We start from the raw sequence: 17,332 nt of genomic DNA, 5'->3' as shown, positions 1-17,332 counted from the left end.
TACTTTTGTGCGCTCAGTTGGTGCGGTCGGGCTCGGAAGCCTTCAGCATGTCGTGACGCTCGACAACCTTGATGCGCTCGCGGCCCTCGGGCTCACCCAGGCTGCGCTCATGGGCGTCGAGGCGGTACCAGCCCTGCCAGGTCGTGTACGGCACCTGCTTGCCTTCGAGGAACTCGATGACGGCGTTCTCGTCGGGATTCGCGGCGCCGGCGAAGTTGACGGAATCCTCGAGGAGATTCGCGACGGTTTCGTTGGCGTCACCCTTGGTGTGGCCGATGAGGCCGACGGGGCCGCGCTTGATCCAGCCGGTGACGTACGTGGCCGGCATGAACCGGGCCGCGCCTTCGGCGTTGTCGTCGGCGACAACGCGACCGGCGTCATTGGGAACGGTGCCTGCCTGGTCGTCGAACGGCAGCTGCGTGACGTTCTGCGAGAGGTAACCGACGGCGCGGTACACGGCCTGGACATCCCAGTCCTTGTACGTGCCGGTGCCCTTGACGTTGCCGGTGCCGTCGAGCTGGGTGCGCTCGGTGCGCAGGCCGACGACCTTGCCGTCTTCGCCGAGGATCTCGGTAGGAGATTCGAAGAAGTGCAGGAACAGCTTGTGGGGACGGGCGCCGACGTCGCGAATTGCCCAGTCCTGCAGGGTGTTCGCAACCATGTCGACCTGCTTGGAGTTGCGGCGAGCATGCTCGGAGCCCTCGTCGTAGTCGATGTCCTCGGGGTCGACGATGACCTCGATGGTCGGCGAGTGGTCGAGTTCGCGCAGTTCGAGAGGCGTGAACTTGGCCTGGGCCGGACCGCGGCGTCCGAAGACGTGAACCTCGACGGCCTTGTTGTTCTTGAGGCCCTCGTAGACGTTGGCGGGGATCTCGGTCGGCAGCAGCTCGTCGCCCGTCTTCGCGAGGACGCGGGCGATGTCCAGTGCAACGTTGCCCACGCCGAGGACGGCGACCTTCTCGGCTTCGAGTGGCCACGCACGCGGGACGTCGGGGTGGCCGTCGTACCAGGAGACGAAGTCGGCCGCGCCGTAGCTGCCGTCGAGTTCGATACCCGGGATGCCGAGCGCGCGGTCGGCGTTGGCGCCGGTGGAGAAGACGACCGCGTCGTAGAACGACTGCAGGTCGTCGAGGGTGATGTCGGTGCCGTAGTCGATGTTGCCGAGCAGGCGTACCTGAGGCTTGTCGAGCACCTTGTGGAGGGCGGTGATGATGCCCTTGATGCGCGGATGATCGGGCGCGACGCCGTAGCGAATCAGGCCGAAGGGAGCGGGCATGCGCTCGAAGAGGTCGATGCTGACGCCGCGGCCTGAAACTGCGGTGTCGGATTTCATGAGGGCGTCGGCGGCGTAGATGCCGGCGGGGCCGGCGCCGACGATCGCGACCCGGAGTGGGCGGTTGGAGTCAGTCATCGTGAGGACAGCTACCTTCTTCGAAGTTCGGACAACATATCGACAAGTATCCAATTTAGCCGAACCTAAGCACAGTGCCTCGGTTGCGGCCGAACGGATCCACACTCTCACTCGATCGGTTGTGGGTAAACCTATTCTTTCTTCCCATTCTCCCGTTGTCTCGGGTATTCGGGGTAGGGGCCTGATCCTTGACGGGCCACAATTTCAAGTTGTGGGGGAGTATTGGCCATATGAGTGACGAGCTTCGCGAATCCGACAACATCGATGGCAAGAAGGCGTCTGCGGGGCCGTTCCTCTTGGCTGTCGCCATCGTCGCCTTGATTCTGGGTGGAATCTTTGTCGCGTCGTGGATTTCGCCGGCCGAGGAAAACGTCACCGAGTCCGACCGTGTGAGCCGTTCCGTCACCGACTACGTCGATGCCGAGAACCGAGATGATGCGGAGACAATCAAGACCCTGACCTGCGCGAGCTTCAATTCGAGCACTGGTCCGCTGGCAGGCGTGGACGGAACCGTCGAAATCAAAGGTGTGGACAAGGTCGAGGTCAACGGCGATCGCGCCCGGGCCGACGTGGCGATCACCGGCGGCGGAGCGGGCGATCGAGTCTCGACCTGGGCACTGACCCGTGACGGCAACCGCTGGGTCGTCTGTAACTGACGGCCCGCTCAGGCGCTCACGGCGCTCTTGTGAAAACATGGACTACGTGAGTTACGCAGGCGATCTGACGCCGGAGCAAGCCTGGGAGCTGCTCCGCGAAAACCCCGACGCCGTGCTGGTCGACGTGCGGACCGATGCAGAGTGGAAGTACGTCGGTGTCCCCGATGTCTCGTCCCTCGGGAAGCAGGCCGCACTGATCGAATGGGTGAGCCACCCGACCGGTGCGCGCAATGACAACTTCGTCGACCAGTTGAAGGAAGCCGGCATCACTGCCGATTCCTCCGGGTCGGAGCGTCCGGTGATCTTCCTGTGTCGATCCGGGCAGCGTTCCATCGGTGCGGCGGAAGCTGCGACTGCGGCGGGCATCGGCCCGTCGTTCAACGTGCTCGACGGGTTCGAAGGCGCTTTGGGTGCCGACGGACATCGCGGACTTGTAGGTTGGCGGGCCATCGGTCTGCCATGGAGGCAGCAGTGAGCGGAATTCCCCAGGGTGGCGCATTTCAACGAGCGCTGCCGGACGACGTCGGTCTCGGCACTCTCGGTGTTCGCGGTGGGCTGATGCGCACCGGGTTCGAGGAGACGTCCGAAGCGCTGTTCCTCAACTCCGGATTCGTTTACGAGAGTGCAGAAGCCGCCGAACAAGCCTTCACCGGCGAGGTGGATCATTTTGTCTACTCCCGCTACGGCAACCCGACGGTCAAGATGTTCGAAGAGCGTCTGCGTCTGATCGAAGGCGCGGAAGCCTGCTTTGCGACGGCCAGCGGAATGTCGGCCGTCTTCACGGCGTTGGGTGCGCTGTTGGGCAACGGCGACCGATTGGTTGCGGCGCGCAGCCTCTTCGGATCCTGCTTCGTGGTGTGCAACGAGATCCTCCCGCGCTGGGGCGTCGAGGTCGTCTTTGTCGACGGCGAGGACAATGCGCAGTGGGAAGAGGCGCTGTCCGTGCCCACCACGGCGGTGTTCTTCGAGACGCCGTCCAACCCGATGCAGTCCCTCGTCGACGTTCGGCGGGTGTCGGAGCTTGCTCATGCAGCCGGGGCAAAGGTAGTGCTGGACAACGTTTTTGCGACACCGCTGCTGCAGCGCAGCCTTGATCTGGGCGCCGACGTCGTTGTGTACTCCGGTACCAAGCACATCGACGGTCAAGGTCGCGTGCTCGGTGGCGCGATCCTCGGAACCGAGGAGTACATCAGCGGTCCCGTTCGAGAGCTGATGCGGCACACCGGACCTGCGCTCAGTCCGTTCAACGCGTGGACGCTGCTCAAGGGTCTCGAGACAATGCCGGTCCGCATTCGGCACTCCGTGGCTTCGGCCCTCGAGATCGCCGAATTCCTCGAAGGGCACTCCGGCGTCAAGTGGGTCAAGTACCCGTACCTGACTTCGCACCCGCAGCACGAGCTCGCGAAGTCTCAAATGAGCGGCGGTGGAACCGTTGTCACGTTCGAGCTCAACGCCCCCGACGGTGAGGGCAAGAAGCGGGCATTCGAGGTTCTCAACGGCCTGCGCGTGATCGACATCTCCAACAACCTCGGTGACTCCAAGTCCTTGATCACCCATCCCGCCACGACGACGCACCGGGCCATGGGTCCGGAAGGCCGTGCAGCAGTGGGTCTTACGGATGGCGTCGTGCGTCTGTCCGTCGGACTCGAGGACACAGTCGATCTGTTGGCTGATCTGGCACGCGCTCTCGGCTGACCCGTCGTGGGAGGCCTTTCCTGCGCGGTGACAGGGCGCCCTAAGGGGACAGGGCGCCCTATGGCGCAGGTGCCAGGCCCAATTGTTTGACATCGATCGTCAGCGCTGTCGTATTCAGCGTGAGTCCCGAGCTGGTCGTGTCGCCCGGGAAGATCGTGAACAGAACCCGCGCCGTCAGACGAGTGTTGTTCGATGCCGAGGTGACCACCCCGACGTTGGGTGTTGATGCGCTGCTGTCGTACAGCACGTTTGCGTTCTGATCGACGACGGAGGTCCGAAGTGCGACGTTGGCAGTCGTGAGTCCTCCACTCAACTTGGCCTTGTCGACCGTGACGTTGGCTTTCAATCGTGGACCGGAAGCCAACACCGTGGCATCACAGAAATATGTGTAGTTGAACCCAGGTTTGAGTCGATAGGTAGTGATGTCGGGGATGGGCACGAGCGGGTTCGGATTGTTGCCCGAACCGGTGTAAATCTGTGAGAACCAGCCGCCGCCGTTCGTGGTTACGCAAGGACCCAGATCGAGTGTGCCGGACTGGACGGGTGCACTCGTCAGCGTCGCGCTGTCCGTCCACTTGGCTAAAGTGCCCGAACCACCCAGTAGCAGGGCTCCGGCCGCGGCAACTGCCATGGCAGCTTTCGTTGTCTTTTTCATCATGGCACCAGTGCTTTGATCTCGTCCGGAAGTTCGCTCGGGGCAGCCGATTCGGCCCAGATGCCAGTCGACGTGTCGATGACGGTGACGCCCGAGGTCGTGATCACGTACAGCTCATTGGAGCCAGTCAGCCAATGCAGTACCGCAGTGCTGTCGACGGGACCTCGATACACCTCGGTACCTGACGAATTCGACACGGAAACAACAGTTCCAGTGGCCGTCGAGAGCTTCTGGGCACTGAGGCCGGTCGTTGTCACCGGGGCACCGATGGGGGCTTCGCTCGGAGGGGTTGTCGTGATCGGCGGCACGCTGGTCGTGGTAGGTGCCGGGGGTGTGGTGGTTGGCGAAGTAGTGGAAGTGGTGGTTGTCGGCGCCGTGGTGGTTGCCGCGGCCGGGGTCGTAGTCGTGGTGGTCGTTGGGGCCGTTGTCGTCGCCTCAGAGGTGGTCGTATTTACCGGAGTGGTGGTGGACGTGGCGGCAGACGAATTCGGCGCCACTGCAGCGAGTGCAGACCGTGCAGCCAGAGCTGAGGCCGTGGTTCCGCTCGTAGGTCCGGATACACAGGCCATCGTACTGAAGAAGAAGAGTGTCGAACTGCTGATGCGGTACCCCGTGTAGGCCGGAGTCACCGTCGTTCCGTTAAGGCCGTGTACCTCCACGTCGAAGTTGGTGTTCGCCAGGAGGATCCCTCCGCTGGGTAGGTCGGTAAGTGTCAGCGTCGTAGATCCGCCGGTGACGTTTCTGACAAACGGCGTCTGGCCCGTATTCGTTGCATTCCGCACGATGATTCGGAAAGTCTGTCCTGCGGTCGAAGGCCAACTCAGAGTCACGGTGGATATGTTCGACGTGCATGACACTGTCGCAGGTGGCGTGGAAAAACTTGCCGCTGTGCCGAATTGGATGGAATTCGCCGTTGCGGAGTCGACGAACGCGGCCTGCGTACCGCCGATGTTCAACGCGCCGATCACCGTCAATCCGACGGCGGCGAGTGTGACGATCGATCGCGTGGCGCGGGAATCGGCCTTGGGTTCGGGCGTGTGATCCACTGTGGTGAGGACTGTTTCGACATCGGGAGTGCTCGAGCCGTCGGAGTCGTCGGACTTCTTTCGCGGACGGAATGCGATGTAGAGGAGTCCACCGACGGCGATTGCACCCAGGACAGCGCCCCTGGGGCCGGACAGCCACGCTGCGACGTATCCAAGTCGATCGATGCTGAAGAAGACTCGATCGGCTTCGGTGATCACGTAAGCGTCGGGGTCGGCCACGGGGTTCGCATCGCCGCGGAGGGTCGCGACCGCCAGTGAGTTACCTTGCTGCTCGATTGCCTCGACGCGGTGAGTGATCCGATTGCCTTGGATGTCGTAGACGCTGACTATGTCGCCGACCTGAACTTGAGATGCCGGCACGGTCCGTGACAGCGCAAGAGCACCGGTCTCGATCGCCGGTGACATGGAACCGCTGCGGAAGATGAGGGGAGTGACGCCGAACGCCAGGCCGACGACAAATAGCAGGATCGATACCAGCCCGGCGAGAGCTCCGAGCGTAAGTGCCAGCTCTTTGACACGACGACCGATTGCGGGCGCCTTTGAGTCCTTCGGATGTTCAAACATGAGGCTCACACCTGCGCTGTGAATGACAGGACGATGCTCGACGTGGTGCTCGTCGGCGGTGTCGGGGTGATCGGTAGCTGGACGGACACGCAGAGATTTTCGGTGGCGCCCACCGCAAGTGGCCGGTTGCCGGTTCCTACAGCCTGATTCGCGGCGGTCGTCAGAGCCAGCGAGGAGACGACGTTGGTGCCGTCGGCGCATTTGTTCGCGACAGTTCCGCCGGACGAGACCGTCATGCGTAAGTAGGTGGTCAGCGCGCCACTGCTGGTCGACGTGATGGTGTATTTGAGCGGGACCGTCGCCGTGGCACCGGTGTTGTTCACCTTCAGGATGGCCGAGTTCGAATCGCCAGGGATCATGCCGGTCTTGCTCAGCTCATTGAAGTTCAGACTCTTCGTCAGCGTTGTCTGGGCCACGCTGTTGAGCTGCAGGTTGATCGAGCCGGTGACGATGTTGCCAGAGGTTGCAGTTGCCGAGGACGTGAACGCTGCCAGGGTGGTCACCCCGCCGACACCGAGCACCATCCCTACCGCGAGGAGCGCACGAAATCGTGTGCTGGCCACGAGGTGGCGTATCCGGGTGACCGGACTGTCAGAGTACTTGGACATCGTGCGAGCCTTTCGCGATCGGTGTTTCGTCATCGGCCGTGCTGGATCCGAGGTCGTCGGCGGGACGGGATTCGAGAGATTTTCTTCGTCCCTCACGGATTCCGCTCACCACCATGAACGCTGCGTAGAGCAGCAGCGTGGTGACGACCGCTGCGACGATGACTGTTCGTTGTCGGCCGGTGAGCCAGGTGTTGACGTGTCCGAGGTAGGGCAGGCTGTACCAGACCTTGCCGCGAATCTGCACCGGCCGGACTTCCTTCTCGTCCGGAATGTTGTTCGCATCGCCCTGGGTGACGAAAGTTCTTTCGCCCTTTTGGTTTTCGCTCGTCGCGATGATGCGGTGAGTGACTACAGCCGCCTCCCCGGATTCGAGCTGATATGTGATCGGCGTTCCGATCCCGAGCTCGGACGGGTCCACTGGCTTGACCACTACCAAGGAGCCGGGGTTGTAGTTCGGCCGCATGGATCCGGTGAGAATGGTGAACCGTTGGGCTCCGCCGAAGAACGGAACCACGATCGTCGCGACGATGACTGCGCTGACCGCCAGGAGTAGAACCCAGCTGACGACGGATGTGACCCACCAGATCGGGCCGGTGCGTTCTCCACGAGCCTGTGCACGAGTGCTCATACCGCACCTGCCTGGAAGGTGAGCGTCACCGTGTTGGTTGCACCGGAGGGTGCAGTGGTCGAGGTGGCAGTGCCGTCGACCGACAGCCGTAGACAGAGGACGTAACTTCCGCCGCCGGCCAGCGCTGCCGGCATATAGGCGGGCGAGACGGGGTACTGCAGCGAAGCTCCCATCGATGCGGTCGCCATGACGACCGCCGACGCGGGAGCGGCCAGATTTACTCCGGCCGGGCACGCTGCCTCGTTGGCTGCGGCGTAGGTGGTCAACGAGAAACCGGTCAACTGGGTCGTCGACTGCATTCGCCACACCAACGGGTCGGTTCCGGAGTTCTTGACGGTCACCGGTGCCTGGACAGTGTTTCCCGGGACCAGAGGTGTGGCACCCGTGGTCAAGTTCGACAGGGTGTACGCAGCGCTGGTGCCGGCGGAGGTGCCGACCGTCAGGTTGACGTTGCCTGCCGTCGCGACTCCACCCGCGGCGCTCGCGGAATCGGACCACAGCGCGAACGACTGCTGTGACGATGCGAACACCGCCACAGCTGCCGTTGCGACTGCAATGGCCCCCCAGACCTTTTTTCTCATGGAATTACGGAGCCGCCGTCAGCGGCGTCTGGGTGACGACCAACTTCATTGCCGACAGATTCAACGACTGATTCTGGGCGACCTGATTGTTGACCTCGTTGAAGTTCAGACGGACACCGACGTGGACGACGGTTCCGTTCTGAGCCTTCGTGATCTGCGTGATCGGGGCGCCGCCCGCGTCCTTGATCGTCGTGACTACCTGCACAGCGGCGACCAGCTCGGCGCTGCCCGGACCGGCAACGACGCCTGCGGTGTCGGCGGTGAGGTTTGCGGCCAGACGGTCACCGACTGCGGTGACCGTGACGTCACAGGTGTACTGGATGCTCTCGGTGTCGACGATGCGGTACGCGGCGATATCGCTGATCGGGACCGGGGCGGGGTTGAGTGAATTCCAACCCCCACCGACCGGTGCACAGGTGCTCAGGTCGAGTGCGCCCGAGGTGACGGGTCCGCCACCGCCGACGTCTGCCGAGTCACTCCACACCGCGAGCGAGCCCGCGCCGCCGAGGAGAAGGGCACCTGCCGCTGCGGCCGCGATTGCGCCCTTGGTCTGCTTCTTCATGTCGCACTCTTTTCATGTCTGGGATCCGTAAAAAGGTCCTTCAGACATGAGTATCAGCTCTGGCAAACGATTCGTTACTAATTTTCGAAAATGGGATTTACGACAGTGGTCGAACTGTAACCGGTACAGAAAGGATCTCTGACCTGCATCGAACTACAGGGGTGTAAGTTCGTCTCGAAAAAAATGTCCGATTTGTTCGGTTGAGCTGGAGTATGAGCAACGCGACAGCGAATGGTTTGTTGTTATCGGCTAATTACCGACGTATCTGCCTTACTGGGCAATCGCATCAATTGTTCGTATTGCTACGAAACGGATCGGTTGTCGTTCCGACGAGGTCTGCCACCGATTCGAGGACGACGGTCGGGCGATACGGGTAGAGCTCTACCGACGCGCGGGTCGAGATGCCGGTCATCACCAGAATCGTCTGCAGTCCGGCTTCGAGGCCACAGACGATGTCGGTGTCCATGCGGTCGCCGATCATCAACGTGTTGGCCGAATGAGCGCCGATGGACCGCAGGGCTGACCGCATCATCAAGGCGTTGGGCTTGCCGACGTAGTAGGGATCGCGTCCGGTCGCTTTGGTGATGAGGGCCGCGACAGAGCCGGTGGCCGGTAGCGAGCCGTCGCGCGACGGTCCGGTGGCGTCGGGGTTGGTGGCGATGAACCGCGATCCACGCTCGACCAGGCGAATGGCCGTGGTGATCGCCTCGAAGGAGTACGTGCGCGTCTCGCCGAGGACGACGTAGTCGGGGTCACTGTCCGTCAGGACGTAGCCGATATCGTGCAGTGCAGTGGTCAGGCCCGATTCGCCGACCACGTAGGCGCTGCCACCCGGACGCTGGCTGGCCAGGAACGTCGCGGTAGCGAGTGCTGACGTCCAGATCGACTTCTCCGGGATGTCGAGTCCCGAGTTGAGCAGGCGTGCTCGCAGGTCACGCGGGGTGCGGATGGAGTTGTTGGTGAGCACCATGTACGGAATGTCGTTCGACGCCAGTTCTGCCAGGAACGTATCCGCTCCCGGTATCAAGTGCTCCTCGTGGACGAGAACCCCGTCCATGTCCATGAGGTAGGTCCAACCGGTCTGATCGTCTGTTCTGGTCATATCTCCAGTATGTGCGGGTGTCGCCCGATGTGGGCGGTCAAGCGAGAAGACGCCACAGCCCGATCAGACCGACGACGACAATCGTGTAGCGCAGTGCAGTGGGGGACAGGCGACGTCCGTAGCGGGCGCCCAGAACGCCACCACCGAGTGAGCCGACAGCGATCAAACCGGCTGCTGCCCAATTGATCTGGTCGAAGGCCAGAGTGATGTACATCCCGGCTGCGACGATGTTGACGAGCAGTGAGAGCAGGTTCTTCGCGCCGTTCATGCGCTGGAGGGTCTCCGGGAGGATGGCGCCCATCACACCGATGAGGAGGATGCCTTGCGCGGCGGTGAAGTAGCCGCCGTAGATGCCGACTGCAAAGGTGCCCGCGGTCAGAAGCATGAGCCTCTTGGTGGACAGCGTCGTTTCTTCGGTGGAACGCTTCTTCGCCCACGCCTGGATACGTGGTTGGAGGAGGACAAGTGCGAGAGCCAGGATCAACAGCACCGGAACGATGGTCTCGAACAGTTTCTCGGGTAGATGCATGAGCAACCACGAACCGAGGAGCGCGCCGGCGAGCGACGCCGGAATCTGCCACTTCAGTCGATTCCACTGTCCCGACAACTCACGCCGGTAGCCCCACGTCCCCGAAACCCCGCCGGCGACGAGCCCGACAGCGTTGGACATCGTCGCGGTCACCGGCGGCATACCGAAGGCGACCAGTGTCGGGAACGTGATCAGCGTTCCACTGCCGACGACGGCATTGATCGCGCCCGCACCGATGCCGGCCAACAAGATGAAGAAAGCGTCGATTCCACTCACTCCGCAGACGGTACGGCAGAGGAAAAGTCAGTCCGAACGGCGGTCCCGGTCTTGATTCGAACACTCCATTGAACACGGCGAACAAAGCTTCGAACACCGTTGAAATCAGTGCGATTTCAGCATGGCGATACCTTCATTTCCCTTGCAGCGCAGGGAAATACAACATTTGACGACTCGGGATTTCGCGTCTAGTCTTTGCTTACCATCCAGAGCGACCGAGAGACCTGGCTCGTCGACGTCGCAGCAACCCCCCGAGTGATCGGGAGCGGGTGCTACCGCCAGGACCGATGGAAGGCATCACATGGTTTCCACTTCGCACGCTGCGCACAGGCGTCGTCACATCGATCTGTGCCGCACCGCTTCGTGTCGCTGTCACTGTCACTGACCTCACTGTCACTGACCTCACTGTCACTGACCGAACTGTCGTCGTCTTCGCAACTCGAGTACGCCACCTCGAGAACACAGCTGCGTTCCCATTCCCCGAAAGGTCTATTCGTGATGTCCACTCCGTCAGGTAGTGCGCCGTGAGCGCGCCCACCGATGTCCGCCCCGAAAAGTCGGTGGCCGAGCCGCAACTTCCCGACTCGGAGCTTGTCGTTGCTCGCACCTGGCACCCGCTGCGCTGGGTGATCAGCGCAGTTGTGCTGGTATTGCTTGCTCAGTTCATACACGGGCTCGTTGTCAACCCCGGCTGGGACTGGCCGACGTTCGCGCAGTACTTCACCGCGAAATCAGTGCTCGCCGCGTTGTGGATGACGATCAAACTGACCCTGTGGGGGACGATCCTCGGATTCGGGCTCGGTGTTTTCCTGGCACTGGGCCGGCTGTCGAAGAACCCGGTCCTGCAGGTGATCGCCTGGACCTACATCTGGGCCTTCCGCTCGATTCCACTCATCGTGCAGCTGCTCTTCTGGTTCAACATCACGTACCTGTACCAGACGCTTTCTCTCGGAATACCTTTCGGGCCGGAGTACTTCACCTTCCAGGTCAGTGGCGTGATCGGCGGATTCACCGCAGCAGTCATCGGTTTGGCATTACATCAGGCCGCCTACTCGGCCGAGATCATTCGCTCCGGAATCATCTCGGTAGATCACGGTCAGATCGAAGCTGCTCACTCGCTCGGTATTCCGCGCAGCCGCCAGTTCTTCAAGATTGTTCTCCCGCAGGCGATGCGGGCGATCCTCCCCAATGCCGCCAATGAGGTCATCGGGCTCTTCAAGGGAACGTCCATCGTCTCCACCATGGCGATCGCAGAACTGTTCTACCAGGTACAGGTCATCTTCGGCCGCAACGGACGAGTTGTGCCCCTGCTGATGGTCGCCACCATCTGGTACATCATCCTCACGACGTTGCTCTCGATCGGTCAGTACTACGTGGAGCGCCACTACGCACGCGGATCCGCCCGTGCCCTTCCGTTGACTCCGATACAGAAGGCGCGCAAGAAGTTCGAAGAGATTCGTGATGCGCGTCTCGATATTCCGAGAGGTGCGACCCGATGACCGCAGAACTGGCCGAAGAGACGGTGTACGCCGTCGAAGCGCGCGGAATCCACAAGTCGTTCGGCGCGCTGGAAGTACTTGCCGGCGTTGATCTCCTGGTCCGCAAGGGTGAAGTGACCGTCATTCTCGGTCCGTCTGGTTCCGGTAAGTCCACCTTGTTGCGTACCCTCAATCACCTCGAGAAGGTCGACCGTGGGACCGTGCGGATCGACGGAGAACTGATCGGATACCGGCGTAAGGGAAATCGACTTCACGAACTGCGTGACCGCGAGATCCTGAAACAGCGTTCGCACATCGGATTCGTGTTCCAGAACTTCAACCTGTTTCCGCACCTGACTGCGCTGGAAAACGTGGTGGAAGCACCGCTCTCGGCCCAGAAACGAGACCGTGACGAGGTGTACCGCGAGGCTCGTGCACTGCTCGAGCGAGTGGGAGTGGGGGACAAGGCAGACGAGTATCCCCGCCAACTCTCCGGTGGCCAGCAACAGCGCGTCGCCATAGCGCGAGCACTGGCACTGCGGCCGGCGGTCATTCTCTTCGACGAGCCGACGTCGGCGCTCGACCCCGAACTGGTAGGCGAGGTTCTCGAAGTCCTGGCTCAGCTGGCCCGTGACGGCGCCACCTTGGTGATCGTCACACACGAGGTCGGCTTTGCTCGGGAAGTGGCGGACACCGCGGTCTTCATGGACGGCGGCGTCATCGTCGAACAGGGCCCACCTTCGCAGGTGATCGACAACCCGATTCACGAACGCACCAAGGCTTTTCTCTCCCGCGTTCTCTGACGCGACCAAGACACATTCCCGAAAGGAAAAATTGATGTTCTCCCCATCCCGCCGCGCCACTTTCCTGATCTCGGCTATCGCCACAGTCGGACTGCTCAGCGCTGCGTGCAGCAGTGCTGACGCCGAATCCGACGGCGCCCAGGTCACCGATGCCGCGGGTTACAACCTCACCGCCGACCAGAATCGCATCACCACCGACAAGGTGGATTCCATCGCCGCCGAGGTTCCGCAGGACATCCGCGCCCGCGGCACGCTGCGAGTCACCGGTAGTGCCGGTGCCGCTCCGCCGCTTCGCTTCTACGCCGACGACGACACCACCCTCATCGGCTCGGAGACCGACTTCGCCTACCTGATCGGTGACGTTCTCGGTTTGAAGGTCGACCTGCAGACAGCAGACTGGGCGCAGAACTTCGTCCGCGTCGACTCCGGAGAAGCCGACGCCTTCCTCTCCAATGTGACTGTCACAGAGGAGCGTAAGGAGAAGTACGACTTCGCGACCTACCGACTCGACACTCTCGCCTTCGAAGCGAAGAAGGACTCCGGCATCTCCATCAAGGAACCCAAGGACGTCGCAGGCAAGAAGATCGCGGTAGGATCCGGCACCAATCAGGAAGCGTTGCTGGTCAAGTGGAGTGAGCAGAACGTCGCGGCCGGCCTGGCGCCTACCGACATCTCCTACTACCAGAACACCACCGACTACTACCTCCCCTTGCAGTCCGGCCGAATCGACGCCTACTTCGGCCCGAACCCGTCGTCCCAGTTCCACGCCAAGCAGTCGGGCGAAACCGAAGTTGTCGGTGAGTTCTCCGGTGCCGGCGACACTTTGCAAGGACAGATCGCGGTGCTGGTGAAGAAGGACAACGGATTGATCAAGGCCGTCAACGACGCGATCAACCACACGATCGAGAACGGTACGTACCAGCAGATCCTCGAGCGCTGGAACATCACGAATGAAGCCGTCGACGCGTCCCTGATCAACCCGCCCGGCCTTCCGAAGGCCAAGTGAGCTCTCGTCCATGAGTGAGATTCTCGATGTGATCGTCATCGGCGGAGGACTCGTCGGGTCCTCCGCCGCATGGCGGCTCGCGGCGCGCGGACGTAGCGTCGTACAGCTGGAACAGTTCGGGCCCGGGCACAAGCACGGTGCATCGCACGGTACTTCGCGCATCTACCGTCAGGCCTACGACAATCACCTGTACACGGGGTTGGCGGCCGACGCGCTGCCATTGTGGCGGGAGTTGGAGACCACGACGGACATCGGGTTCCTGGAACTGACCGGTGCCGTCGATCACGGTCTGCCGCAGGCAGTGCAGTCCAAGGCGCAGATACTGGTCGAGGCGGGCATCAAGGGTGAGATCCTCACTCCTGCCGAGGCGTCCGCCCGCTGGCCGGGGCTGCGGTTCGACACCACCGTGCTCCATCACCCCGATGCCGGCCGGTTGCACGCGGATCGCGCCGTGACCGCACTGAAAGCGGGAGCGGTGTTCGCCGGGGCCGAGGTCCGTCACGACGTTCGGGTGTTGGCACTCGCGCGAGGGTCGTACGGCGTGGACGTGGTGACGGACAGTGGAACGCTGGCGGCTCGTCAGGTCGTGATCGCGGCTGGTGCGTGGACTGCAGGCCTGACCGCAGACAGCGGCCCCGGCTCCGAGATCGTGCTCCCGACACTGCGCACGACGCAGGAACAGCCGGCGCACTTCGCACCGCTCGATCCGGGAGTCGAGTGGCCGAGTTTCGTTCACCACCCGGGTGCACAATTGGAGACTGCGGGGATCTACGGACTCGGTTCCGAGGAAGGCATCAAGATCGGCGAACATGCGACTGGGCCGGTCGTGACTCCACGGACCCGCGACTACACCCCTGATGTCGACGGAGAACAGCGGTTGGTGGAGTACGCCGAGTCGTGGTTGCCCGGTGTCGATTCCACCCAGGTCGAGTCGATCACGTGCCTGTACACGAGCACGCCGGACAGTAACTTCGTCATCGACCGAGTCGGCAATGTCACGGTCGCGGCGGGATTCTCGGGTCATGGATTCAAATTCGGTCCAGCCCTGGGTGAACTTGTGTCGGACCTCGTCGACGGAACCGCTCTAGCTCCGGAAGTTTTTCGGCTGGGGGAGCGTTGACCAGATTCATGGAGGAAAGTGTTGTGGCACTGGAGCTCGGGACTCGGCAGGTCGAGGGTATCGGCGCGGTAGAGGTCTACTCGGTATCGCAGGACGATCCCTTGGCAGCTCCACTGATCGCGGAGTTGGCGCTCGAATACAGTTCGCGCTACGGCGGAACTCGCGAAGCGATGCTCGAGGATCTCACCACGTACCCGGCAGAAGAATTTGCGTATCCGCAGGGAGCACTACTTGTGCTCACCCACGAGGATGTACCGATTGCGGGCGGTGCGTTTCGCCAATTCGATTCCACCACTGCCGAACTGAAGAGAATCTGGACATCGGTCGACCATCGGAAGCGCGGCCTCGGCAAGGTCGTCGTTCGCGAGTTGGAACGAGAGATCGAGCTTCGCGGATACAACCGGGTGTTCCTCACGACGGGTCCTCGGCAACCCGAGGCGCTCGCGCTGTATCTGTCCAGCGGATACACACCGCTTTACGACGCTTCACTCTCGCCCGAAGAAGTGGGCGTCCACCCGTTCGAGAAACAACTTCGGGTGCTCGAAAATATGACCCGAGCAGCAATTCCTACCGACCGGGTTGACAACACCCGGGTTTGACCTCGTACACTTGCGAACGACCATCCAGAGCGACCGAGAGACCTGGCTCATTGAAGTCGCAGCAACCCCCCGAGTGATCGGGTGCGGGTGCTACCGCCAGGACCGATGGAGGAACACGAAATGAAGGCAGTCGAAGGCGGTTTCGATACCGCCTGGTCACGTCGTCACGTAGACCTGTGCCGCACCGCGGGATCTTTCTGTACCAACTGACCTCGGTCAGTCATTCACACTCAGGCGAGTCGTCGACAAGTCTGTTTTCTCTTCTCTGCACAAGTGATTCGTGCTCGATCGCCTTTCTCGAAGCTTCCTGTTCGTTTCTTGCTTCAAGGCGTCGGGTGCGCTCTTCGGCATGCCTCTTTAGGAGTTCTTGGTGTCCTCGCCCTCATTCGGTGCCCGCAAACGCGCCACCGTAATCGCCGGTATCGGTGCTGTCTCGGTTCTCGGAACCGTCCTCGCCGGCTGCAGCAGCAACGGAAGTGACAGCGGTGCCGACGCGGGTCCCGCGCAGTCCGGTGGAACCCTTCGTTACGGACTCTCGCAGGCGCCGACGTGCGCCGATCCGGCCCAGGCCGGTAGCAACCAGACCGTGTATGTCACTCGTACCGTGGTGGATTCGCTGACCGATCAAAATCCCGACTCCGGAGAGATCACCCCGTGGCTCGCCAAGAGTTGGGAGATCAGCCCCGACGCCGCGAGCTTCACGTTTGTCCTTCGCGACGATGCCACATTCAGTGACGGCACACCGGTGACGGCGGATTCGGTGAAGAAGACCTTCGACTCGGTCAAGAACCTCGGGCCGAACGCGTCGTTGGCGAAGAGCTACCTGTCCTCGTACACGGGTACCGACGTCGTTGACGCACACACGGCGAAGATCAATTTCTCCGGACCCAATGTTCAGTTCCTGCAGGCAACTTCGACGCCGCAGCTCGGAATCCTTGCCGATTCCACCACCGCCCTGGCATCCGAGCAGCGCTGCCCCGGTGCAGCGGTGATCGCCTCCGGCCCGTTCGTCTACACCGACTGGCAGCAGGACAAGAGCGTCAAGATCGCCAAGCGTGCGGGATACAACTGGGCGTCGGACGCGGTCGCACACCAGGGCGAGGCTTACCTCGACGGCGTCGACTTCACCGTGGTCCCCGAATCCGGTGTGCGCGCGGGCAGCGTGGCTTCCGCTCAGCTGGATGCGGTCAGCGATGCGCTCCCGCAGGACGCACCGCAGATCGAGGGCGCAGGTGGACGCATCCTCACCCGGCCGAACCCGGGTGTGAGCTTCTTCTTCCAGCCCAACGTCAGTCGTGGAGTTCTCGCTGATCAGGCAGTCCGCCAGGCCATCATTCCGGCGATCAACCGCCAAGAGCTCGTCGACACCGTTCTTGATCCGTCGTTCTTCCCGGCCACGAGCCCGTTGGCTCACACCACTCCGCTCTACAGCGACGAATCCAGTGTCGTGACGTATGACGCCGACAAGTCGGCGAAGCTTCTCGACGCAGCCGGTTGGAAGACCGGAAGCGGCGGTATCCGCGAGAAGGACGGGCAGAAGCTCACCTTCAGCGTCACGTTCAGCCCGGTGTTCTCGGGTAATCAGGCCATTCTCGAGCTCGTTCAGCAGCAGCTCAAGAAGGTCGGCGTCGACCTGCAGCTCAATCTGGTCTCGAACGGGGAATGGACCGAGAAGGGGGTGTCGGGTGATTACGATTCGCTGTACTACAACAGCACTCGGGCCGACGCCGACATCCTGCGGGCGTCGTTCAGCACCGAGGGCCGCAACCTCAACCGTCGCGGCGCAGACCCGGAGCTCGACAAGGTCCTCACCGACCAGCTTGCCGCCACGGACAACGGCCAGCGCGGCGAACTAGTCTCCACCGCACAGGAATTGATCCTCGACCGTGGGCTCTCCATCCCCACCATCGAGCTCTCGCAGGCCATCGGCGCCGGATCGAGTGTTCAGGATCTGAACTTCGAAGCCTCGTCACGCCTGCAGTTCTACGACGCATGGTTGTCGGGTAAGTAATC

At 62.2% G+C, this 17,332-nt stretch carries 19 protein-coding genes and 2 riboswitches; of the genes, 10 read left to right on the top strand and 9 right to left on the bottom strand.

Translation table 11 applies throughout. The annotated features are described in order from the left end of the window. Window positions 1-13: 13 nt before the first annotated feature. Window positions 14-1,411, bottom strand: a complete 1,398-nt coding sequence (locus QM716_RS20215) for an FAD-dependent oxidoreductase (protein WP_283305866.1) — start codon at window positions 1,409-1,411, stop codon at window positions 14-16. Between the two features lie 230 nt (window positions 1,412-1,641). Here QM716_RS20215 and QM716_RS20210 point away from each other — a divergent pair, with 230 nt between their 5' ends. Genes QM716_RS20210 through QM716_RS20200 form a run of 3 tightly spaced genes read left to right on the top strand, consistent with a single transcriptional unit; the run spans window position 1,642 to window position 3,762 of the window. Continuing rightward, window positions 1,642-2,067 carry an Rv0361 family membrane protein gene (locus tag QM716_RS20210; protein ID WP_283305865.1) on the top strand — a complete coding sequence of 142 codons (426 nt, stop codon included), beginning with the start codon at window positions 1,642-1,644 and terminating at the stop codon, window positions 2,065-2,067. Window positions 2,068-2,113: 46 nt separating this feature from the next. Further along, window positions 2,114-2,542 (top strand): rhodanese-like domain-containing protein, encoded by a 429-nt coding sequence (locus tag QM716_RS20205; protein ID WP_230816478.1) that lies wholly within the window; start codon window positions 2,114-2,116, stop codon window positions 2,540-2,542. Continuing rightward, window positions 2,539-3,762: an O-succinylhomoserine sulfhydrylase gene (locus QM716_RS20200; protein WP_283305864.1), complete on the top strand. Its 1,224-nt coding sequence runs from the start codon at window positions 2,539-2,541 to the stop codon at window positions 3,760-3,762. The genes QM716_RS20205 and QM716_RS20200 overlap by 4 nt, the downstream gene beginning before the upstream one ends. Window positions 3,763-3,820: 58 nt before the next feature. Here QM716_RS20200 and QM716_RS20195 read toward each other — a convergent pair whose 3' ends face one another. The 8 genes from QM716_RS20195 to QM716_RS20160 all read right to left on the bottom strand — a co-directional run bounded on the left by QM716_RS20195 (window position 3,821) and on the right by QM716_RS20160 (window position 10,313). Beyond that, window positions 3,821-4,417, bottom strand: a complete 597-nt coding sequence (locus QM716_RS20195; protein ID WP_283305863.1) for an alternate-type signal peptide domain-containing protein — start codon at window positions 4,415-4,417, stop codon at window positions 3,821-3,823. Beyond that, window positions 4,417-6,027, bottom strand: coding sequence for a signal peptidase I (locus tag QM716_RS20190; RefSeq protein WP_283305861.1), 1,611 nt, complete (start codon window positions 6,025-6,027; stop codon window positions 4,417-4,419). The genes QM716_RS20195 and QM716_RS20190 overlap by 1 nt, the downstream gene beginning before the upstream one ends. A 5-nt stretch (window positions 6,028-6,032) precedes the next feature. Further along, a complete protein-coding gene (locus QM716_RS20185) occupies window positions 6,033-6,635 on the bottom strand; it encodes a SipW-dependent-type signal peptide-containing protein (protein ID WP_283305859.1) in 603 nt (200 codons plus the stop codon). Then, window positions 6,619-7,263 carry a signal peptidase I gene (locus QM716_RS20180; protein WP_283305858.1) on the bottom strand — a complete coding sequence of 215 codons (645 nt, stop codon included), beginning with the start codon at window positions 7,261-7,263 and terminating at the stop codon, window positions 6,619-6,621. Before QM716_RS20180 ends, QM716_RS20185 begins: the two co-directional genes overlap by 17 nt. Further along, window positions 7,260-7,844, bottom strand: coding sequence for a hypothetical protein (locus QM716_RS20175; RefSeq protein WP_283305857.1), 585 nt, complete (start codon window positions 7,842-7,844; stop codon window positions 7,260-7,262). The genes QM716_RS20180 and QM716_RS20175 overlap by 4 nt, the downstream gene beginning before the upstream one ends. 4 nt (window positions 7,845-7,848) lie before the next feature. Beyond that, the gene (locus tag QM716_RS20170; RefSeq protein ID WP_283305856.1) at window positions 7,849-8,406 is read right to left on the bottom strand and encodes an alternate-type signal peptide domain-containing protein; all 558 of its coding nucleotides are present in this window, start codon (window positions 8,404-8,406) and stop codon (window positions 7,849-7,851) included. Window positions 8,407-8,692: 286 nt separating this feature from the next. Continuing rightward, window positions 8,693-9,508 (bottom strand): HAD-IIA family hydrolase, encoded by an 816-nt coding sequence (locus QM716_RS20165; protein ID WP_283305855.1) that lies wholly within the window; start codon window positions 9,506-9,508, stop codon window positions 8,693-8,695. 37 nt (window positions 9,509-9,545) lie between these two features. Further along, window positions 9,546-10,313, bottom strand: a complete 768-nt coding sequence (locus QM716_RS20160; RefSeq protein WP_283305854.1) for a sulfite exporter TauE/SafE family protein — start codon at window positions 10,311-10,313, stop codon at window positions 9,546-9,548. A 199-nt stretch (window positions 10,314-10,512) separates the two neighbouring features. Beyond that, window positions 10,513-10,607: riboswitch (SAM riboswitch) on the top strand. Window positions 10,608-10,837: 230 nt separating this feature from the next. Between QM716_RS20160 and QM716_RS20155 the strand changes: the two genes are divergently transcribed. The 7 genes from QM716_RS20155 to QM716_RS20130 all read left to right on the top strand — a co-directional run bounded on the left by QM716_RS20155 (window position 10,838) and on the right by QM716_RS20130 (window position 17,330). Next, window positions 10,838-11,812, top strand: coding sequence for an amino acid ABC transporter permease (locus QM716_RS20155; RefSeq protein WP_502942100.1), 975 nt, complete (start codon window positions 10,838-10,840; stop codon window positions 11,810-11,812). Beyond that, entirely contained in the window at window positions 11,809-12,594 is a 786-nt protein-coding gene (locus QM716_RS20150) for an amino acid ABC transporter ATP-binding protein (RefSeq protein WP_411742576.1), read from the top strand. The genes QM716_RS20155 and QM716_RS20150 overlap by 4 nt, the downstream gene beginning before the upstream one ends. A gap of 34 nt (window positions 12,595-12,628) precedes the next feature. Beyond that, window positions 12,629-13,600: an ABC transporter substrate-binding protein gene (locus tag QM716_RS20145; protein ID WP_283305853.1), complete on the top strand. Its 972-nt coding sequence runs from the start codon at window positions 12,629-12,631 to the stop codon at window positions 13,598-13,600. Between the two features lie 10 nt (window positions 13,601-13,610). Further along, window positions 13,611-14,720: an FAD-dependent oxidoreductase gene (locus QM716_RS20140; RefSeq protein WP_283305852.1), complete on the top strand. Its 1,110-nt coding sequence runs from the start codon at window positions 13,611-13,613 to the stop codon at window positions 14,718-14,720. A gap of 8 nt (window positions 14,721-14,728) precedes the next feature. Next, window positions 14,729-15,319 (top strand): GNAT family N-acetyltransferase, encoded by a 591-nt coding sequence (locus tag QM716_RS20135; protein WP_283305851.1) that lies wholly within the window; start codon window positions 14,729-14,731, stop codon window positions 15,317-15,319. Window positions 15,320-15,336: 17 nt separating this feature from the next. Next, window positions 15,337-15,431: riboswitch (SAM riboswitch) on the top strand. Beyond that, the gene (locus QM716_RS29270) at window positions 15,425-15,529 is read left to right on the top strand and encodes a putative leader peptide (protein ID WP_019749498.1); all 105 of its coding nucleotides are present in this window, start codon (window positions 15,425-15,427) and stop codon (window positions 15,527-15,529) included. (Overlaps the previous riboswitch by 7 nt.) 160 nt (window positions 15,530-15,689) lie before the next feature. Beyond that, on the top strand, window positions 15,690-17,330 hold the full coding sequence (locus tag QM716_RS20130) for an ABC transporter substrate-binding protein (protein ID WP_283305850.1): 1,641 nt from the start codon (window positions 15,690-15,692) through the stop codon (window positions 17,328-17,330). The last annotated feature ends 2 nt before the right edge of the window (window positions 17,331-17,332 follow it).

The sequence above is a fragment of the Rhodococcus sp. IEGM 1409 genome (assembly GCF_030056735.1).
Taxonomy (GTDB): domain Bacteria; phylum Actinomycetota; class Actinomycetes; order Mycobacteriales; family Mycobacteriaceae; genus Rhodococcus_F.
The sequence above is the reverse complement of the archived record's forward strand: the minus strand, read 5'-3'. Positions and strand labels throughout refer to the sequence as shown.